General features: G+C 34.9%; 21 protein-coding genes. All 21 read right to left on the bottom strand.

The genetic code is table 11. The annotated features are described in order from the left end of the window. Window positions 1-133: 133 nt before the first annotated feature. Complete coding sequence (locus tag CD036_RS12845) at window positions 134-790, bottom strand: 50S ribosomal protein L25/general stress protein Ctc (RefSeq protein ID WP_103388833.1); 657 nt, start codon at window positions 788-790, stop codon at window positions 134-136. Between the two features lie 130 nt (window positions 791-920). After that, window positions 921-1,886 carry a ribose-phosphate diphosphokinase gene (locus CD036_RS12835; protein WP_002509802.1) on the bottom strand — a complete coding sequence of 322 codons (966 nt, stop codon included), beginning with the start codon at window positions 1,884-1,886 and terminating at the stop codon, window positions 921-923. A gap of 145 nt (window positions 1,887-2,031) precedes the next feature. After that, window positions 2,032-3,387, bottom strand: coding sequence for a bifunctional UDP-N-acetylglucosamine diphosphorylase/glucosamine-1-phosphate N-acetyltransferase GlmU (gene glmU / locus CD036_RS12830; RefSeq protein WP_103388832.1), 1,356 nt, complete (start codon window positions 3,385-3,387; stop codon window positions 2,032-2,034). A 903-nt stretch (window positions 3,388-4,290) separates the two neighbouring features. Further along, window positions 4,291-4,599: a septation regulator SpoVG gene (spoVG, locus tag CD036_RS12825; RefSeq protein ID WP_002509800.1), complete on the bottom strand. Its 309-nt coding sequence runs from the start codon at window positions 4,597-4,599 to the stop codon at window positions 4,291-4,293. 70 nt (window positions 4,600-4,669) lie between these two features. Beyond that, on the bottom strand, window positions 4,670-5,044 hold the full coding sequence (locus CD036_RS12820; protein WP_002509799.1) for a RidA family protein: 375 nt from the start codon (window positions 5,042-5,044) through the stop codon (window positions 4,670-4,672). Between the two features lie 19 nt (window positions 5,045-5,063). Beyond that, entirely contained in the window at window positions 5,064-5,888 is an 825-nt protein-coding gene (gene purR / locus CD036_RS12815) for a pur operon repressor (RefSeq protein WP_002509798.1), read from the bottom strand. A 12-nt stretch (window positions 5,889-5,900) separates the two neighbouring features. Beyond that, entirely contained in the window at window positions 5,901-6,749 is an 849-nt protein-coding gene (gene ispE / locus CD036_RS12810; RefSeq protein ID WP_002509797.1) for a 4-(cytidine 5'-diphospho)-2-C-methyl-D-erythritol kinase, read from the bottom strand. A 372-nt stretch (window positions 6,750-7,121) separates the two neighbouring features. Continuing rightward, window positions 7,122-7,385, bottom strand: coding sequence for a biofilm formation stimulator Veg (gene veg, locus CD036_RS12805; protein WP_103388831.1), 264 nt, complete (start codon window positions 7,383-7,385; stop codon window positions 7,122-7,124). A 98-nt stretch (window positions 7,386-7,483) separates the two neighbouring features. Beyond that, a complete protein-coding gene (rsmA, locus tag CD036_RS12800; RefSeq protein WP_172606436.1) occupies window positions 7,484-8,377 on the bottom strand; it encodes a 16S rRNA (adenine(1518)-N(6)/adenine(1519)-N(6))-dimethyltransferase RsmA in 894 nt (297 codons plus the stop codon). Continuing rightward, a complete protein-coding gene (rnmV, locus tag CD036_RS12795) occupies window positions 8,374-8,925 on the bottom strand; it encodes a ribonuclease M5 (RefSeq protein ID WP_002509794.1) in 552 nt (183 codons plus the stop codon). Before rnmV ends, rsmA begins: the two co-directional genes overlap by 4 nt. Before the next feature lie 131 nt (window positions 8,926-9,056). Further along, window positions 9,057-9,824, bottom strand: coding sequence for a TatD family hydrolase (locus CD036_RS12790; RefSeq protein WP_103388829.1), 768 nt, complete (start codon window positions 9,822-9,824; stop codon window positions 9,057-9,059). A gap of 21 nt (window positions 9,825-9,845) precedes the next feature. Continuing rightward, window positions 9,846-11,816: a methionine--tRNA ligase gene (gene metG / locus CD036_RS12785; protein ID WP_103388828.1), complete on the bottom strand. Its 1,971-nt coding sequence runs from the start codon at window positions 11,814-11,816 to the stop codon at window positions 9,846-9,848. A 360-nt stretch (window positions 11,817-12,176) separates the two neighbouring features. After that, on the bottom strand, window positions 12,177-13,025 hold the full coding sequence (rsmI, locus tag CD036_RS12780; RefSeq protein ID WP_103388827.1) for a 16S rRNA (cytidine(1402)-2'-O)-methyltransferase: 849 nt from the start codon (window positions 13,023-13,025) through the stop codon (window positions 12,177-12,179). Then, window positions 13,026-13,277 carry a GIY-YIG nuclease family protein gene (locus CD036_RS12775; protein WP_103388826.1) on the bottom strand — a complete coding sequence of 84 codons (252 nt, stop codon included), beginning with the start codon at window positions 13,275-13,277 and terminating at the stop codon, window positions 13,026-13,028. It abuts the gene before it with no gap. Then, the gene (locus CD036_RS12770; protein WP_103388825.1) at window positions 13,270-13,998 is read right to left on the bottom strand and encodes a tRNA1(Val) (adenine(37)-N6)-methyltransferase; all 729 of its coding nucleotides are present in this window, start codon (window positions 13,996-13,998) and stop codon (window positions 13,270-13,272) included. The genes CD036_RS12775 and CD036_RS12770 overlap by 8 nt, the downstream gene beginning before the upstream one ends. Before the next feature lie 114 nt (window positions 13,999-14,112). Beyond that, on the bottom strand, window positions 14,113-14,454 hold the full coding sequence (gene yabA / locus CD036_RS12765; RefSeq protein WP_002509787.1) for a DNA replication initiation control protein YabA: 342 nt from the start codon (window positions 14,452-14,454) through the stop codon (window positions 14,113-14,115). A 15-nt stretch (window positions 14,455-14,469) separates the two neighbouring features. Then, a complete protein-coding gene (locus CD036_RS12760) occupies window positions 14,470-15,273 on the bottom strand; it encodes a PSP1 domain-containing protein (protein ID WP_021459053.1) in 804 nt (267 codons plus the stop codon). A 1-nt stretch (window position 15,274) separates the two neighbouring features. Beyond that, window positions 15,275-16,201 (bottom strand): DNA polymerase III subunit, encoded by a 927-nt coding sequence (locus CD036_RS12755; protein ID WP_103388824.1) that lies wholly within the window; start codon window positions 16,199-16,201, stop codon window positions 15,275-15,277. A 101-nt stretch (window positions 16,202-16,302) separates the two neighbouring features. Beyond that, on the bottom strand, window positions 16,303-16,632 hold the full coding sequence (gene darA, locus CD036_RS12750) for a cyclic di-AMP receptor DarA (protein WP_002509784.1): 330 nt from the start codon (window positions 16,630-16,632) through the stop codon (window positions 16,303-16,305). 27 nt (window positions 16,633-16,659) lie between these two features. Next, entirely contained in the window at window positions 16,660-17,280 is a 621-nt protein-coding gene (tmk, locus tag CD036_RS12745) for a dTMP kinase (protein ID WP_103388823.1), read from the bottom strand. Window position 17,281: 1 nt separating this feature from the next. Further along, window positions 17,282-18,625: an aminotransferase class V-fold PLP-dependent enzyme gene (locus CD036_RS12740; RefSeq protein ID WP_103388822.1), complete on the bottom strand. Its 1,344-nt coding sequence runs from the start codon at window positions 18,623-18,625 to the stop codon at window positions 17,282-17,284. Window positions 18,626-18,971 lie beyond the last annotated feature (346 nt).

Here is an 18,971-nt window from a genome sequence, read left to right as displayed (position 1 = left end):
GTGTACATACTCTGTAATTTCTCATTCACACATTAAAAATATTATATATTATAATAACATAAAAAAGCACCAGCTTAAGCAAATAAGCATGGTGCTTTGAAATTTACAATTATTGAATAGTGACGATAAAAGCTTACGCTTCTTTATCTTCGCCTTCTTCTTCTTTGTCTTCACCTACAACTTCAGGCTCTTCAGTAGTAGACTCGCCTTCCATTGCTTCGATTTCTTCTTCAGTTGGCTCTTCAGTTGGAGCAACAACTGTTACGATTGACTCTTCTTGGTCATTTTCGATTGTGAAGTCACCAGTAACATTAATATCAGCAACAGCATAGCTATCACCGATTGCTAAAGCTGAAATGTCAACTTCAATTGCTTCAGGGATACTATCAGGTGTAGCAGTTATTTCTAAGTCGAATAATGGTTGTTCAACAACGCCGCCTTCTTTAGCACCTTCTGCTTCTCCTACTAAGTGAACTGGTACTTCAACAGTACGTTCTTCACTCATGTTGATTGCTAAGAAGTCAATGTGAGTGATTTGGTTTTTAAGTGGGTCGAATTGGTAGTCAGAAACCATTACTTTGATTGATTTTGAACCTACGCCTAATTCGATAACACCATTACGTCCAACTTCACGGATGACTTTAATGAATTCAACTTCATCTACTTTAACTGAAACGTTTTTAGTACCGTAGCCGTATACAACTGCAGGTACTTTACCAGCGTTTCTGATTGCTTTTAAGTTAGAACGAGTTTGCTTACCTTGACGAATGATTGACTTTAATGAAGCCATATTCATTTCCACCTTTCAATTTTTGCTCAATAGTTGAGCTCCTCACTTACCCATCAACATTATCGTTGCTTGCAAGTGTTTATTTATTCGTATTGTCACGAACAGAAACATTATACCTTGTTCATCTTAATTAGTCAAATAGTACTGACACAGATTCACGTTCATACACGCGAATAATAGCTTGTGCTAATAAACCTGCTACTGATAATTCTTTTGTTTTTTCTGGTTTGCGCTCATCATCTAATTGGATAGAATTAGTTACTACTAATTCTTTAATTGCTGAATTTTCAATGCGCTCTTTCGCCGGTCCAGATAATACTGGATGTGTACAACATGCATAAACTTCTTTAGCACCTTTATCTTTCAAGGCTTGTGCAGCTAAAGTAATTGTGCCTGCTGTATCAATAATATCATCAATAATAATTGCCGTACGACCATCAATTTCACCAACGATATTCATCACTTCAGCTACATTCGGTTTTGGACGACGTTTGTCTATAATTGCAATTGGAGTTTTTAAGATATCTGCTAACTTACGTGCTCTTGTAACACCACCATGGTCAGGTGAAACTACAACACACTCTTCAGGATCGATATCCGCTTCGTTTTGGAAATAATCTGCTAAAATTGGAACACCCATTAAGTGATCGATCGGCATATCAAAGAAGCCTTGGATTTGTGGTGCATGTAAGTCTAACGCAATCATTCTATCTGCGCCAGCTGTTTCAATTAGGTTAGCGACTAACTTAGCTGTAATAGGTTCACGGCTGCGTGCTTTTCTGTCTTGTCGAGCATATCCATAGTAAGGTACCACAATATTGATGTTTGCTGCTGATGCTCGTTTACACGCATCAATCATAATCAATAATTCCATCAAGTGTAAGTTTACTGGATTTGATGTTGGTTGAATGATGAAAACGTCGCAACCACGAATACTTTCTTCGATATTGATTTGAATTTCTCCATCACTGAAACGTTTAACTGAACATTTACCTAATTCAATACCAACATGATCCGCTACTTCTTGCGCTAATGGCTCGTTCCCTTTCAAAGAAAAGATTTTTAAAGCAGAATTTTTATATTCATTGTTTAACATTTATAGTCCTCCAATTAATTACTTCCATATATTTAACTTACTAGACATTCTAATATATTGTGCTTAAGTGGATATATCGCTCACATTTATCTACTTTTCACTTTTAATTTCACTGCTATTACATTTTATGTCTACAAGATAATATTTATTTTTTTAAATAACCGTCTTTTGTCGTCTGTCTTACTCGAGCTATTGCTAAACTATCATTAGGTACATCATCTGTAATTGTTGACCCTGCCGCAGTCAATGCAAAGTCACCTAATGTGACAGGAGCAATCAAGTTGGTATTACAACCAATAAATGCATCGTTACCAACAATAGTTTTAAATTTATTTTTTCCATCGTAATTAACTGTTATCGAACCACAACCAACATTTGTACGTTCGCCAATTTCAGCGTCTCCAATATAACTCAAATGAGGCAGTTTCGCACCTTCTTTAACGATTGATTTTTTCACTTCTACGAAATTGCCTACTTTTACTTTGCGTCCAAGATTAGCACCCGGGCGTAATTGTGCAAATGGACCTACGATAACATCATCAGCAATTTGCGCGTCATTTACAACAGAATGCTTGATATGAACACCGTTACCCAATTCACTATCTGTAATCTCTGAATACTGTCCAATAATAGCATCTTCACCAATAACTGTTGTGCCAGCTAGCTTTACACCTGGTTCAATTGTTGTATCCATACCAATGACTACATCTGGACCAATATAAGTAGAAGCCGGATCCAATAATGTAACGCCGTTGCGCATGTGGTATTCATTGATACGTGATTTCATTGCGAATTCTGCATTGCTCAACATCACGCGATCATTGACACCCATAATTTCATCAAAATCACTTGTGTGGTGAACTTGAACCTTGCCTTGTGCTTCTAAAATCAAACTCAAAACGTCTGGCAAATAATATTCACCTTGTGAATTATTGTTATTTACTTGTTCAATTGTATCGAATAATACTTGGTTATCGAAAGCAAAAATACCTGAACTTATTTCAGTTATTGATTGTTGTTCTACAGAAGCATCTTTTTGTTCTACAATTGCCGTTAAATCATTATTGGCATTTCTCACGATGCGACCATAGCCATGTGGATTTGGTGCAGTAGCAGATAATACAGTAGCTTGTGCTTGATTACGTTCATGATGCTCAATTAGAGATTGTAAAGTGCTAGCAGTAATAAGTGGTGTATCACCACAAACAACCAAAGTAGTCCCTGTTTTCTCTTGTAAATGTTCGCTTGCCATTTTCACAGCATGTGCAGTACCTAACTGTGTCTCTTGAAAACTGTAAAGCGATTTGTCACCTAAAGTTTCTTTGACACTTTCTGCGCCATGTCCAACGATTGTAACCAGTTGTTCAACACCTGATTGTTTCACATTATCGATGACATGTTCAATCATTGTTTTACCCGCAACTTCGTGAAGTACTTTGTATTTCTTTGATTTCATACGTGTACCCTTGCCTGCTGCAAGTACTATTGCATGTCTTTGCATGAGTGCTAACCCTCCATTAAAATATACACTTCATAACTATTATAATTTAACGCTAGTAACAGTTTCAAGACTCAAACCATCAATAATGTACAAAGATAATAATAAATATACCGAATTGCATTGCAAAAAAGCATAAAAAATGTCATCTTTTTTACATATTTATACATTTATTTCTAATAATTACCAAGTGATATTAATTTTTTCTAAATCGCTTACTTTCCTTAAATCATCGTACTAAACGTTGAAAGGTTATGAACATTATTACATTGTTTTTTTAGTTTTTTTGTTACTTACTATTATTGTTACCCTTTAAATTGTCACCTTTAATTTTTTACAATAATTATTTGAAAAATTGTCACATTTATTTTATGTAGTTTATCGATGTTCAGCCAAAAAGAATGAGACTGATATTTATCTTTAATTCAAAACGTGTACCATTCAGCTCGTTAAACATAACTAAAATTGAAAGCTTGAGTGGCATAATATTTTCAGTACAGTCATTTCGGCCGACTCCTGCAAGAATAGCACTTTCCGCAGACTACAGGCTAAGGCCGTCCCTGCGGAAAGCGTGCACAAAAACTGCCATCAAAACCAGTAACTTTGTGTGATGCTGAGACAAATCAATAACGAACAGTGTCATATTTTAGAATGTAAAGAATCTTTAAATGATCGTGCGTTTAAGACTTTCATTTAAAATTGGCAGTCATTTTTGGGCCGACTCCTGCGGGAATAGCACTAGTCGAAGACTACAGGCTGAGGCTGTGCCCGCGGAAAGCGTGCACAAAAACTGCCATCAACATCGCATATACTTTATTTCAATCCATCTGCTACTAACAATACGAAAAAAGACCAGGACGAATCAATTGCGTCCCAGCCTCATTTGTTAATCATTATCTATTTATATTAAGCTTCATCTTTATCATCATCTGATTGCTGTGCATTCTTATCTGGAATGACTTCGTCAGTTTCTTCATACACTTTCATCACTGCATCTTGAATTTCTTGTCTCATCTCTGAATTAATTGGGTGCGCGATGTCACGGAATTCACCATCTGGTGTACGTTTACTTGGCATTGCGACGAATAGACCTGAGTTGCCTTCAATCACTCGCAAATCATGTACAACAAATGATTCGTCTAGTGTTATAGACACGAGCGCTTTCATTCTTCCATCTGTTTCAATCTTTCTAAGTCTTACATCTGTCACTTTCATGTAGTGAGCCCCCCTAAGTATATCTGTAGTTCTATAGAAGCTTAACAATATCAATATAAGTTATAATTCCTTATTTAACTTTAGCAATTAATTCAATTTCAACTTTTACATCTTTTGGAAGTCGTGCCACTTCAACGCAACTTCTCGCTGGTTGGTGGCTACTAAAGTATTCACCATACACTTCATTAATTTGTTGAAATTCATTCATATCTTTAATGAAAATTGTTGCTTTAATGACTGATTCTAAATCTGAACCAGCTGCATCAAGTACAACTTTTAAATTTTCGAATACTTGCTTAGTTTGCACTTGCACATCTTCACTTACAATTTCCCCCTTTGTATTTAATGGGATTTGTCCAGATGTGAAGATAAAACCATTAATTTCAGTTGCATGTGAATATGGCCCGAGTGCTTCAGGCGCTTGTTTTGTATTTATTACATTCATGGTGTCGTCTATCGCTCCTTTAAGAAAATTTAGTTAGGCTATTGCCTCTTTCTACGTTAAAGTTCTGATTATATTCGTCCACATCAGATAGCATAACTAAGGAAGTATAATCTTCTATCAATCGTTGTTTAACTTCTTTCGATTCTACAAGTACTGATACCCCTTTAACATGAGCTTTAAACTCATTCATCAAATTCATCACGCCATTAATTGAACCGCCAGCACGCATAAAATCGTCAACGACAAGTACATTGGAATTTTCTGGTAATGTACGCTTGGAAAGTACCATCGTTTCTATTTTACGAGATGATCCTGAAACATAATTAATAGATACTGTTGATCCTTCTGTCACTTTATTATCTTTTCTTATAACTACTACTGGTAAATTCAATACATTCGCAACTGCATTGGCTAAAGATATACCTTTGGTAGCAATAGTCACGACTGCATCTAGCTCTTTGTCCATATATAAAGTTGCAATCAATTTCCCAACTTTATTCAATAACGTTGGATTGCCCATAACGTCTGATAAAAACAAGTAGCCCCCTGGTAATAAACGATCTTTTTCTTGTAGCATATCAATGACTTCATCAATGACTTCACTTGCTTCTTCTTTACTCATTTCCGGCTTATAAGTCACACCGCCACTTGCACCTGCTGTTGTTGTCACTGTACCAAGTTTTTCTTTTTGGAATGTTGTTTTAATAATTTGTACGTCTTCACTAATTGAAGATTTAGCTTGCTTAAATTTTTGAACAAAGTATGTTAACGGAATCAATTTATTAGGATGATTCATTAAATACTGAGTCATATAAACAATTCGTTCACTTCTCTTATATCTCATAAAATTCACCTTCTAACCTAATAATCTTACTAAATGCACTTCATTACAGCAGCCATTCACTGAATTGTAAACATGTTTTGCTTGGCGCTCTTTTTGAGCTAACGCATAGACTGTGGGCCCACTACCACTCATTACTGATCCATCGGCACCACTGTTGAGCATATTTTCTTTGATTTTCAAAATTTCTGGATACATCTTACTTGAGATAGGTTCCAATCTATTCGAAAGACTTTCACACAATTTTTCATAGTCCCCACTTAGTAGTGCTTCTTGGCAAGCTGTTGTATGTACTTCATGATACTCTTCAAGATTTAACCGTTTAAATACATCAGGCGATGAAATTCCCACACTAGGTTTAGCGACAATAACCCATGAAGATGGTGGCTTATTTAAAAATTCTATGATTTCACCTTTCCCTTTACATATGGCTGTTTTTCCATAAATACAAAATGGTATATCCGTGCCAATAGTAATACCTAAGTTACACAACTCACTTAGTGGGCGATTTAATCCGAATAATCGATTCAATCCCCTCATCGTAGCAGCAGCATCAGTTGATCCTCCAGCCAATCCTGCAGATACTGGTATTCCCTTATCGATAGTAATCGTTACACCTTGTTGTACACCGTAAGTTTCAGTCATTAATTGAGCAGCTTTATACGCCAAATTTTTACTATCTGACGGTACATAATTTTGTTCAACTTGTACGACAATTTTACTATCACTACGTCGTTCAAATGAGAGACGATCATTCAAATCAATTGTCGTCATAATCATTTCAATTTCATGATAACCATCATCTCGTTTAAAGAGCGTGTCCAGAGTGAGATTAATCTTAGCTGGTGCTGTTTCATAAATCATATCTCCACCCTCTTTCACTTCGATATGGTAATAAAATGATTTTAACATAATGTTATGTCATATTTAGAGTTATTCAACAAAGTTTGTTTGAAAACTTAATATTGAATAGCGAATCATATTATAATATACGCCTTTAGCGTATTGCTTAAACATCGATCCTTCAAAATCATTTCTTATCATACTATTCTACACGATATGAAAAAGTGAATAAACTTATAATCTTGTATTCGCTAAAATAACTTCTAAGTTATATTATGAACAGTGCAAAATTGGGCACAAAAATAATGAGGTGCTAGTGCACCTCATTATGTAAACAATTATTAAGTTTAATACGTGTGTACTTAAATAACGTGTTAGAAAAAACACGCATATTTAGTGTGCAATTGCTTCGTGATGACTATCTTCCTCGAAAGAAACTTGTACGTTATCTGTTAAAACATCAGTGTATGTATAAGACACACGCTCGAAGTTATGTTTATCTTGGTCTAACTCAACAATAAAAACAGATGGATATGTTTCTTTTAACACTCCACTACGTTCAATTGTTTTCTTACGACCACCATTCGCTTTTAGTACAATACGGTTTCCTAATTGACAATCAAGTGTATTTTTGATGTCTCCAATAGATTTTGGCATATTGCCCCACCTCGCTACATATTGTATAATAACACATTTAGCGATAAATTGTCAAATAAATTTTAATTTTAGCAAGGTAGAGAACAAATGTCAACACATTAAAATTGTAATTCTGAGAATTTTTTTAAATTGTTATAGAGGAGTGCGAATTCTTTAATAGAAAGCGTTTCCCCTCTTCTTTTCGGATCAATACCTGAACTTTCTAACCATTCTGCAATCAGCGCTTTATTCTTTTTCCCTTCTTTAAAGAGACTTTGATAGTTATTATTAATAGTTTTGCGACGTTGGCTAAAAGCTGCTTTTGTTAATTTGAAAAATTCATTTTCATTATCAACTTGAACTTGAGGTGCCTCCCGTTTCATTAATTTCACTACAATTGAATCTACATTTGGTGGCGGTAAGAATACTGATTTAGGCACAGTTAATACTTTGCTTGTCTCAGTGTAATATTGAGCTACGATGGACAATGAGCCATACGCTTTAGTACCTACTTGTGCATTTAGACGTTCGCCAACTTCTTTTTGCATCATTACTACATAACCATCAATTGGCAATGTTTGTTGCATTAAATTCAATAAGATTGGTGTAGTAATGTAATATGGTAAATTGGCTACTACCATAATTTTATCGCATTCTGCTAAATGTTGATGTACATATGTAGCAATATCTGCTTTTAAAATATCTTCATTTATAATTGTCACGTTATCATAAGGCGCTAATGTATCATCGAGCACTGGGATAAGACGTTGATCAATTTCAAACGACAGTACTTTTTGAGCATGTTTTGCTAATTGTTCTGTTAACGACCCCATTCCCGGTCCAATTTCAATAATACCAGTGTATTCATCGATATCACTTGCATCTATTATTTTGTGAATGATATTTACGTCTATTAAAAAGTTTTGGCCCAAACTTTTTTTAAAATCAAATCCATATTGATTTAACAACGCTTTTGTACGCGATGGCGTTGCAATATCCTTCATTTCCATTATGAATCACTTCCTTTTTCATCCGCGAGGGCATCACGGACATCTTGTTCCGTATAACCAAACGCATTTAATTTATTTAATAATTGTTTGCCATTTGAATGTCCGATATGCAGTTTAGCTCCTAGAATATCACGTTTTTTGCGTGCATCCTTACCAATGATTAAACCTAAATCAATAAGTACTTCTTTACTAATGGATTCATGCCCTTCTTCAAACGGAGTACTCACATTAGTTAATGCTTCACGAATTGTTGAAATACTGGCATGCTCAACGCCGATTTTCCCATGTTTATTTTTAGCTTTCTCGCGGTCAATATATGCATGTTTTACACCTGGAATGTGCTGACGAATAGTGTTTCGTATTTTATCACCTGGGAAATCTGGATCAGTTAATACAATTACACCACGCGTTTCAAACGCATGCGCAATAACTTGTAATGTTGCTTGGTCAATGGCACTACCATTTGTCTCAATCGTATCACATGTTACAGCTCTTTTGACTTTTTCAGTATCATCTCTACCTTCAACTACAATAAATTCAGTTATTTTCATTTATTGTTACACCTTTCTACAACTAAGTCTATTTCAAAAAAGAAGAAAGATACCGCTACAACATTATGGTTATTATTCAACTCCTAAAGTTAATCCCATAGTGTGTACCAATATCTTTCTCAACAGTTTAGTTACAATTTAAATAATGTTTCTGCGTTTTTAGTTGTTTGTTGACATACTTCTTCATAACTTACACCGCGTAATTCAGCAATTTGCTCTGCAACTAATGTTACACGTGCCGGTTCATTTCGTTTACCTCTATATGGGTGCGGAGATAAAAATGGTGCATCCGTTTCTACCAACAGTTTATCAAATGGTACCTGTTGCGCAACTTCTTTTGGTTGCTTAGCATTTTTAAAAGTCACAGGTCCACCTAATGAAACGTAAAAATTGAGTTTATGAATAACATCCAAAGCAATTTCCGGTGAAGCACTAAAGCTATGCATAATGCCACCTACTTCTTCAGCATGTTCTTCTTTTAAAATATCTACACAATCTTGAGTCGCTTCTCTATTATGGATAATAATCGGTAAGTTAACACGTTTCGCTAAAGCAATTTGCTTTCTAAACACTTCTTGTTGTATATCTTTTGGCGATTTATCCCAATGATAGTCCAGACCCGTTTCACCTATACCAATAATTTTTGGATGTTCAGCAAGCTTTTCTATCCATTCTAATCGCTCTTCTGTACAATCAATAGCATCAACAGGATGCCAACCAATAATGCCATAGATGAAATCGTACTGCTCAATCAACTCCATCGTACGTTCTACAGTTGGTGTATCAAAACCTACCACAAACATACGATCCACGCCATTTTCTCGAGCACGTGTTATGACTGTTTCTAAATCTTCATCATATTCGTCTGCATTTAAATGTACATGTGTATCGATAAGCATCTATATCGCTCCTTCAGATTATTATTTAATCGTCGCACCATTTGGAATAGCACTTGGTAGACTTACCAATGTTAAGACTCCATCTTTTTCAGCAGATAATATCATACCTTCAGATTTTTGACCCATTAATTTAGCTGGTTTTAAGTTAGTTACTACTGCTACTTTTTTACCAATAATATCTTCAGGGCTATAAAATTGCGCAATGCCTGAAACAATTTGGCGCTGTTCAGAATCTAAATCTACTTGGATTTTTAATAGTTTATCTGATTTTTTAACTTTTTCAGAATCTGTAATTGTCGCTGCTTTAATTTCCACATTATCAAAGTCTTTAATATCGATAAGCGCTTTACTAGGTTCAGCTTCAGGCTCTTTTGCAGCAGGTGGTTGCATGGATTCTTTAATATAAGCAATTTCCGCTTCAGTCTCTAAACGAGGGAAAATTGGTGTTGGTTTTGACACTACTGTAATTGGAGCTGTTAAATGTCCATAGGATTCAATACTTTCAAGCTCATGTAATTTCGGATCATTAATGTTTAATTGCTCGAAAATTTGATATGGTGCATGTGTCAAGAACGGTCTTAACAACACAGCGATAATACGGATATTTTCTACTAAGTGCGCCATTACATTACCTAACATGTCTCTTTGACTGTCGTCTTTTGCTAATACCCATGGTGTTGTCTCATCGATATATTTATTTGTACGGCTGATGAATTTCCAAACAGTTGATAGTGCTACTGAGAACTGTAAGTTTTCCATGTTTTCATGGAACGTACTTACTGTATCCATAGCCATAGCTTCCATTTGTTCATCTAGTTCATGTTTAGGTCCTTCATATGCCGGTAATTCACCATCAAAATATTTATTTACCATAGAAATTGTTCGGTTTACAAGGTTACCTAAGTCATTCGCTAAATCATAGTTTGTACGTTCTACGAAACCTTCAGGCGTAAAGACACCATCTGAACCAAATGGTAATTCTCGCATTAAGTAGTAACGTGTCGCATCTAAGCCATAACGATCAATTAATACATTAGGGTCTACAACATTACCTTTAGATTTACTCATTTTGCCATCTTTCATTAAAATCCAACCATGTGCAAATACTTTTTTCGGTAATGGAATGTCTAATGCCATTAATAGAATTGGCCAAATAATAGAATGGAAACGTACGATTTCCTTCGCCATAATATGGATATCCGCTGGCCAATATTTGTTGAATAATGTTTCATCATCTGACAAATAACCTAACGATGAAATGTAGTTTACCAGTGCATCTATCCACACATAAACAACGTGTTTAGGATTAGATTCAACATTAATACCCCAATCAAATGACGTACGTGACACAGCTAAGTCTTCTAATCCCGGTTTAATGAAGTTATTAATCATTTCATTTTTACGGGATGGTGGTTGTATAAATTCAGGGTTTTCATCATAGAATTCTAATAAACGGTCTGTATATTTAGATAAATTAAAGAAGTAGCTTTCTTCTTTAACCAGCTCTACATCGTGTCCAGAATCAGGACTTTTACCGCCAACAATTTTACCATTTTCATAAATTGGGTCTACCAATTGAGTTTCAGTATAATACGTTTCATCAGGCACAGAGTACCAACCTTCGTATTCGCCTAAATAAATATCATCTTGCGCTAATAGACGTTCGAAGATTTGTTGTACAACTTTCTTATGACGTTCTTCCGTTGTACGAATAAAATCATCGTTTGAGATTTCTAATTTTTCCCATAAGGCTTTAATCCCAGCAATCATTTCATCTAAATAAGCTAATTCTGTTTTGCCTGCTTTATGTGCTTTTTCTTGGATTTTTTGTCCGTGTTCATCTGTCCCAGTTAAATATCGAACATCATAGCCTTGCATTCTTTTATAGCGTGCAATCACATCACCAGCAGTTGTTGTGTATGCGTGGCCGATATGCAAGTTTCCACTCGGATAATATATTGGGGTAGTGATATAAAATGTTTCTTTCACCATTAATGCTCCTCCTCGTTTCTTACACTATAAATATATCTAAATTTATTTTTGTTTTCAATGAAGTCGAGATGTGTCTGTACGTGTAATGACTAGCCCTATACGACTTGTAAAACACACACAACATCACTTCTATGTATGCCAAATAAATAAGTCATTGTATTAAATATAATTATATGCTCTATCCTATCTACATTACCATAAATCAAGCCCTTTATGGTAAATTTTTTTAGAAGCTCTTCTTAATTTATTAAGATTAGAGCTTCTTATGCAGAAGCATAACTTCTGTATTCCTTATGCTCTTCTTAATTTATTAAGATTAGAGCTTCTTATGCAGAAGTATAACTTCTGTATTCCTTGTGTTTATTGATTATCAGCATTAACGTTATGATATATATCATAAACTTCATTAGTTTTCATTTGTCTATCTTCAGCCACTCGTTTAATTGCTGCTTTAGGCTTCATGTTTTGTGCAGTGTAGTATTGCACGTGTTCCTCAATGGACATTGATTCAAACCATGAAGTATCTTGAGTTGCAGTGGCACCTTCAATTAATAGGACAAATTCACCTTTCAATGGGATAGTAGCCGCTTCGATTTGTACCAATATCTCATTTACAGTAGCCGTTTCAATCTGTTCAAATTTTTTCGTTAGTTCTCTACCTACTGTTACACGCCTACATTCATCTACTTTACGAATAGCTTTTAATGTATCAGTCACACGATGTGGAGATTCATATAAAATCACCGTACTGTCTTCATACATGCGTGTTTCAAGCACCTGTAATTTGTCTTTTTCCTTACGTGGTAAAAAGCCAATAAAAGTATACACAAATGATGGTAGACCACTAGCCATTAATGCAGTCAAACCAGCATTAGGCCCTGGTATCGTTTCAATCTTGATATTATGTTCCCGTGCAGCAACTACTAACTCATAACCAGGATCACTGATTAACGGTAATCCTGCATCAGATACTAACGCAATATTGGTATCATTTAATAATTGTTCGATGAGGTAATCGGTTTGTTGTGCTTTGTTATGTTCGTGATATGATTTTAAAGGCGTATCAATCATATAATGATTACATAATTTTTTAGTAACACGTGTATCTTCACACGCAATTACATCGACATTCTTCAAAGTGTCAACTGCTCTATATGTAATATCTGCCAAATTCCCTATCGGTGTACCTACTAAATATAACGTAGCCATTTAGTTCACCTCACTAATCATCTGTAATTTTTTTTGTCTTGAAAATGTTTTGATTTCATATTCTCTTTTTAGTGCTGCCGATTTAGTTTCAAACACTTCCGAATAGACTAATGTCACTGGACGTCGAACTTTAGTGTACTTTGCACCCTTACCAGCATTATGTTTAGCTATGCGTTGCTCTATATCTTTAGCGTAACCTGTATATAAAGTGCCATCACTACATTTCACGATATAAATATAATGATTATCCATAATAAACTGTTCTCATTTCATCAGAATACGTGCCATCTTCATTATAAATATAAAACGGTGGTTGAATCGCTAGTCCTTGATTCCCATTTTTACGTCCTTCAACAACAATCGTTTGTGCTGACCGTTCTGTTTTACTATAAATCAAATGTAACTTTTTCGGTTCAATTTGATATTTGCGCATTTCACTTAGTACATCCATCACCCGTTCTGCACGATGGACCATCATAAAACGACCACCTTGTTTCAATAAATGCCTTGCTGCCAAACAACAATCTTCTAATGTACATAATATTTCATGTCTCGCAATTTTATGTGCATCCTTTTGATGCTGGTGTAACTGATTGGCTTTAAAATACGGTGGATTACACGTTACTAAATTATATTGGGATGGCTTAAAGTGCATATGAGCTTGTTTTAAATCCATCTCATACATTTTAATACGCCCTGTTAGCTGATTGTGCTGAATACTTCGATCTGCCATATTTACCAGTTGCTGTTGAATTTCTATAGCGTCGATGTGTTGTTCGCCTTTATCCGATAATAATAGTGGAATGATACCATTGCCGGAACATAAATCTAATATACGGTCTTTTTTGCGTACTTCTGTAAAATGTGCCAATAATAGCGCATCTGTCGAAAATGAAAACACTTCGTCATTTTGAATAATACTTAATTCTTCTTTAATTAACTGGTCTAAACGTTCATTTGCCAATAATTCCATACCTTGCCTCCACGCTCCAAAAAAAGAATGAAATGGCAATGCTTGCTATTATTCAAGCCTATCGCTGACACTTCATCCTCTCTTGCTATCTATAACTATTTTTAAAACAATTGTTTATTCACTCAAGACATCAAGACAAAATAAGCAATCGTCGCCTTTACGGTGTTTTCCAAATAATTCGCCTTTACAAATATGAAAACCTTCTTTGTATAACATCGCTAGATTATCTTTACTTCTCAATGGTTGCTTTTTATTTACAGTTGCATCATTGACAACTTCTTTTGTGACTTCTTCTTTATCTATTAACGTTTTAAAATTCTCATTTTCTATTTGTAATGCGACATTTTCTTCAACTAATTCTACAGTTAAGTTTTTCAATTCTACCATATTTTTATTAATTTGATTTACATGCGCTTCTAAATCCGCAAGTCTTTCAAATATTTCACTTCTATTCAACTTAGTGAAAGCCTCCTAATTAAACGCTTCTAACTCTTCAACTTTATACTCTAAAGGTTGTTCTAAACCATCTACTTTTATCTGCATAGAAATATCTAATATATTTAATCCCACAACCTTACCGTTTCCTTCAGGAGTCTCAATAGCATCTCCTACATCTGGCAATTGTGCACGTGCTTCTTCATAATAATCATTTTCATATTTTAAACAACACATTAAACGTCCACATGCGCCTGAAATTTTTGTTGGATTTAACGACAGGTTTTGATCTTTCGCCATCTTAATAGATACTGGCTCAAAATCACCTAAAAACGTGGAACAACATAACGAACGTCCACACGGACCTATGCCACCAAGTAATTTCGCTTCGTCTCTTACACCAATTTGTCTTAGCTCTATTCGAGTTTTCAACTTTTGTGCTAGAATTTTTACTAGTTTTCTAAAATCTACCCTATCGTCAGAAGTAAAGTTAAAAATAACTTTAGATTTATCTAACGTAAATTCACAATTAACTAAACGCATCGCTAAGTCTAATTGTTGCACTGTGTTTTTACATAATTCCAACGCTTCTGCTGAATCTTGTTCGTTTTGTTCGTAATGTTCAATATCTTCTGCTGTTGCAACTCGTACAATTTGTTTTAACGGTAATGTCACATCTTCGTCAGCAACATCTAAAGGTCCGTATTTTACACGACCCATTTCTATTCCTCTTTTTGATTCTACAACAACCCATTGACCTACTTCTAAATCAACATTCATAGGTGAATAATATTCTAGTTTCCCTGATTTTTGAAAGTCGATACCAACCACATTTTGCATATCAATTCACCCCTTTTATAACTATTTGTTCAAACACTAATGTAGGATTTACATTTTGGTTCAATTTTTTATGTGCTTCCGTAATTTGGTCATACATTAAAATAATTTGATTATATGCCATTTGCTTAGCATACTTTTCAATATCTGTCTTGATATCATGATAAATGTAGTTTTGCTCTGTACCTACTTTAGCATGCATAACATCTTCAAAGAAACCGTTAATTGCCGATAAGGCTAGTAACTGTAATTTTCTATTTTTTGCTTGTTTTAAGAGCTCTACAATGCCGATAAGTGCCATATATTTATTCGTTAACAATAAATTACACCAACGCAACACACTTTTACGAAACGCTGCCAAATCTGCCTCTTCATTTAAAGCCACTGCGGTATCAATTTGCGTTGTATATGTACTAATCAACTCTGCAACTGGCCGTGATATTTCACGTTCTTCAAGTCGTTGAATAAATTTCAGCTTATCAATCGGTTTAAAATAAACATGCTGACAGCGCGAATGAATCGTATCTAAAATTTGCTCTGGTTTAGTGGATAGTAAAATAGCGATTGTGTTCTCTGGTGGCTCTTCTAAAAATTTCAAAATACTATTTTCACCTTGAACTGTTAATTTTTCAAACGATTCAATGATATATACTTTATGCGTACTTTCAATTGGCAATTGATTCATATGTCGCACTAATTGTTCAATTTGTTCTTTTTTTATTGTTGTCTCTTCGGAAGATATATACATAAAGTCAGAGTGATTGAAATTTTCTACTTTTAACTGACATTGTTGTTGGTCATCACATAAGATAAGTTTTGCAAAGTCAATTGCGACTTGCTGCATTGTTTGGGCATCGTCACCTTCAAATAAATAGGCATGTGATAACTTATTTGATTGATATGCATTTGTCAGCATCGCTAATTCGTCCATCGCTAAAATACTCCTTTATATAAAAAGGCTGCATATAAGGCAATCTTTAGGTTTAAGCAACATGCTTGTCACCTGAGGAATGCCATATAGCAACCGTAATTTTAGAATTGATGGAATGCTTCAACTGGCATTACAAATACCGTTGCGCCCCCAACTTCTACTTCAACTGGATACGGAATATAAGAGTCTGCACTACCACCCATAGGTGTAATAGGTGATACGAGTTGTTCTCTATTTCCACATGTATCGTTAATTACTTGTAACATGTCGTCTACACGATCGTCTTCAACACCAGACAAGAACGTTGTATTACCTGCTTTTAAAAAGCCACCTGTTGTTGCGAGTTTAGTAGCTCTAAAATTATGTTTTACAAGTTGTTCCGAAAGTTCCTGACTATCTTGATCCTGTATAATCGCTATAATCATTTTCATTTTCAAACACCTCTTTTGATTATTATATCATAATTTTTTTAAATATTTGATGATAGATTTATAAGTTTCATTTACTACATCGTCAATATTTTTATCTGCATCAATCACTACAAAACGTCCATTATCATCTTCTTTAATAAGCTGATGGTAACCTGCTACTACTTTTTCGTGAAATGCTAGATCTTCTTGATCCAAACGGTTTTGCTGACGAAGATTTTTTATAATACGATTACGTCCTACTTCTACACTAACATCTAAATAAATAGTTAAATCCGGATATAAACCATTAATCGCAAATTCATTTATGCTTCTCACTTCTTCTATTCCTATACCCCTTGCGTAACCTTGATAAGCTAACGAGCTATCTATATAACGATCACATAGGACAACTTTGTTTTCTTCTAATGCAGGAATTACTTTTCCTACAAGATGTTCACGTCTCGATGCAGCAAATAGTAACGCTTCTGTGCGTTCATCCATCGCTTCACCTTCTAGCAATATTTTTCTAATTTGCTCACCTGTATTAACGCCACCTGGCTCTCTTGTTGAAATAATATTATATTCTGTTGCTAGCTTTTCTGCAACCTGTTGTAGAACTGTAGTTTTTCCCGATCCTTCAGGACCCTCCAGTGTGATAAATGCTGACATGTTATTCATCCTTAACTTCTATTTTATTATCTTTCATACCTTCTACCCTTGTTTTTTGAGTAGACCAATATCGCATTAATTCTATCATATTTTCGGTCACTTTTTCGCCCTGAAACATAATTGGAATTCCTGGTGGATAAGGTACAATGTGTTGTGCTAAATAATATCCTGTTGCTTCTTCAATATTAAGTAGCTTAGTTTTATTTATACTCATCGCTTTATAATAGCCCTGTTCACTGTCAACAGAATTGATACTTTGCTGATATGTTGCTTTTTGCTGTAATTGCATTTTGCGAATTCTTGCTACTAAATTATCAAACGGATAACTATCATTTTCATGCCACAATGGTAAAATCAATAGTGCTTGTAATTCGTCAGCCAATTCTACATATATCGCTTCATTTTCAAACAGTTGCTGTATTTCATACCCATTATAACCTGGAGCTTGTATAACTAGTTTTAATGGATCATCACTTTCTATAACGTCGAACCCCTGTGTATGTAATGCTGCAATAATCTGTTCACGTTTATGTCTAAATTCCTTATTATCATACGTCTCATAAAACTCATGTGCCAATTCCAAACTCGACATCATCAAATATGAAGGGCTTGAAGTTTGAAAATAGCTTAAATATTTACGTACTGCCGCTTGCATTGGTGCATTTTTATGTATATATAGGACTGAACTCATTGTTAATGCAGGTAAGGTTTTATGATACGACTGCACTACATAGTCGGCACCCATTGTCATTGTAGATTGTGGGAAACTAGGTAAACCAAAATGTGCGCCATGCGCTTCATCAATAAGTATAGGAATGTTGTGGTCTTTAAACTGTTGAATCGCTGATGCAATATCAAAACATTCTCCATAATAATTAGGATAAGTTAATATCGCTAACTTATGTTGACGCGCATACCAATCAACGCGTGCTAAATCTGGACCTATATATTGTCTCGTTTGTTTACTCAACTGCATTGGTAATAGTGTGGCATCACCGTTGGCCAATTCGAGACCGTGAAATACAGACTTATGTGCATTACGCGCAATTATATAGGATCCCGATAACGATGCAAAACCCTGTATAACAGACATAATACCGGATGTCGTACCATTTACTAATAAAAAAGCATCATAATCTTTATGTTTAGATAAGTTTTCCATTGTTTCCTGCATAATACCTTCAGGATGATGCAAATCATCTAATCCGGTAATTTCAGTCATATCCATCGAAACATCTAATTGTTGTAAATTACCAATAGTATTATTTTTATGTCCCGGGACATGGAGTGAAATAGGTCGTTGTTCTAAAATGCTTTTTAATTTAGCTATTACTGGCTTATGCATAGTAATCACATCCATATATCTTATAATTTAACACGTTCTATCTTATCAGATTTAAAAGTAGTTTACATTAGTAGTACTTTGCATGTAATGCACTAGTACTACTTATGCAATTGCTCCAGCAATTGTACACCTTTTTTCGTGGCAACTCCCTGCTTTTGTTCTTAAGACACTGCGGTCTAGATAGTATATTCTAGACATAAAAAAAGAGACCTCTCGGTCTCGGCTCTAAAGTAGTACTTTGCATGTAATGCATTAGTACTACTTATGCAATTGTTTTAACAATTGTATACTTTTGCCTGGCAACGTCCTACTCTAGCGGGATGTAAATCCAACTACCATCGGCGCT

This window comes from Staphylococcus arlettae (assembly GCF_002902345.1).
Taxonomy (GTDB): Bacteria; Bacillota; Bacilli; order Staphylococcales; family Staphylococcaceae; genus Staphylococcus; species Staphylococcus arlettae.
This window is presented reverse-complemented; position numbering and strand designations above follow the sequence as displayed.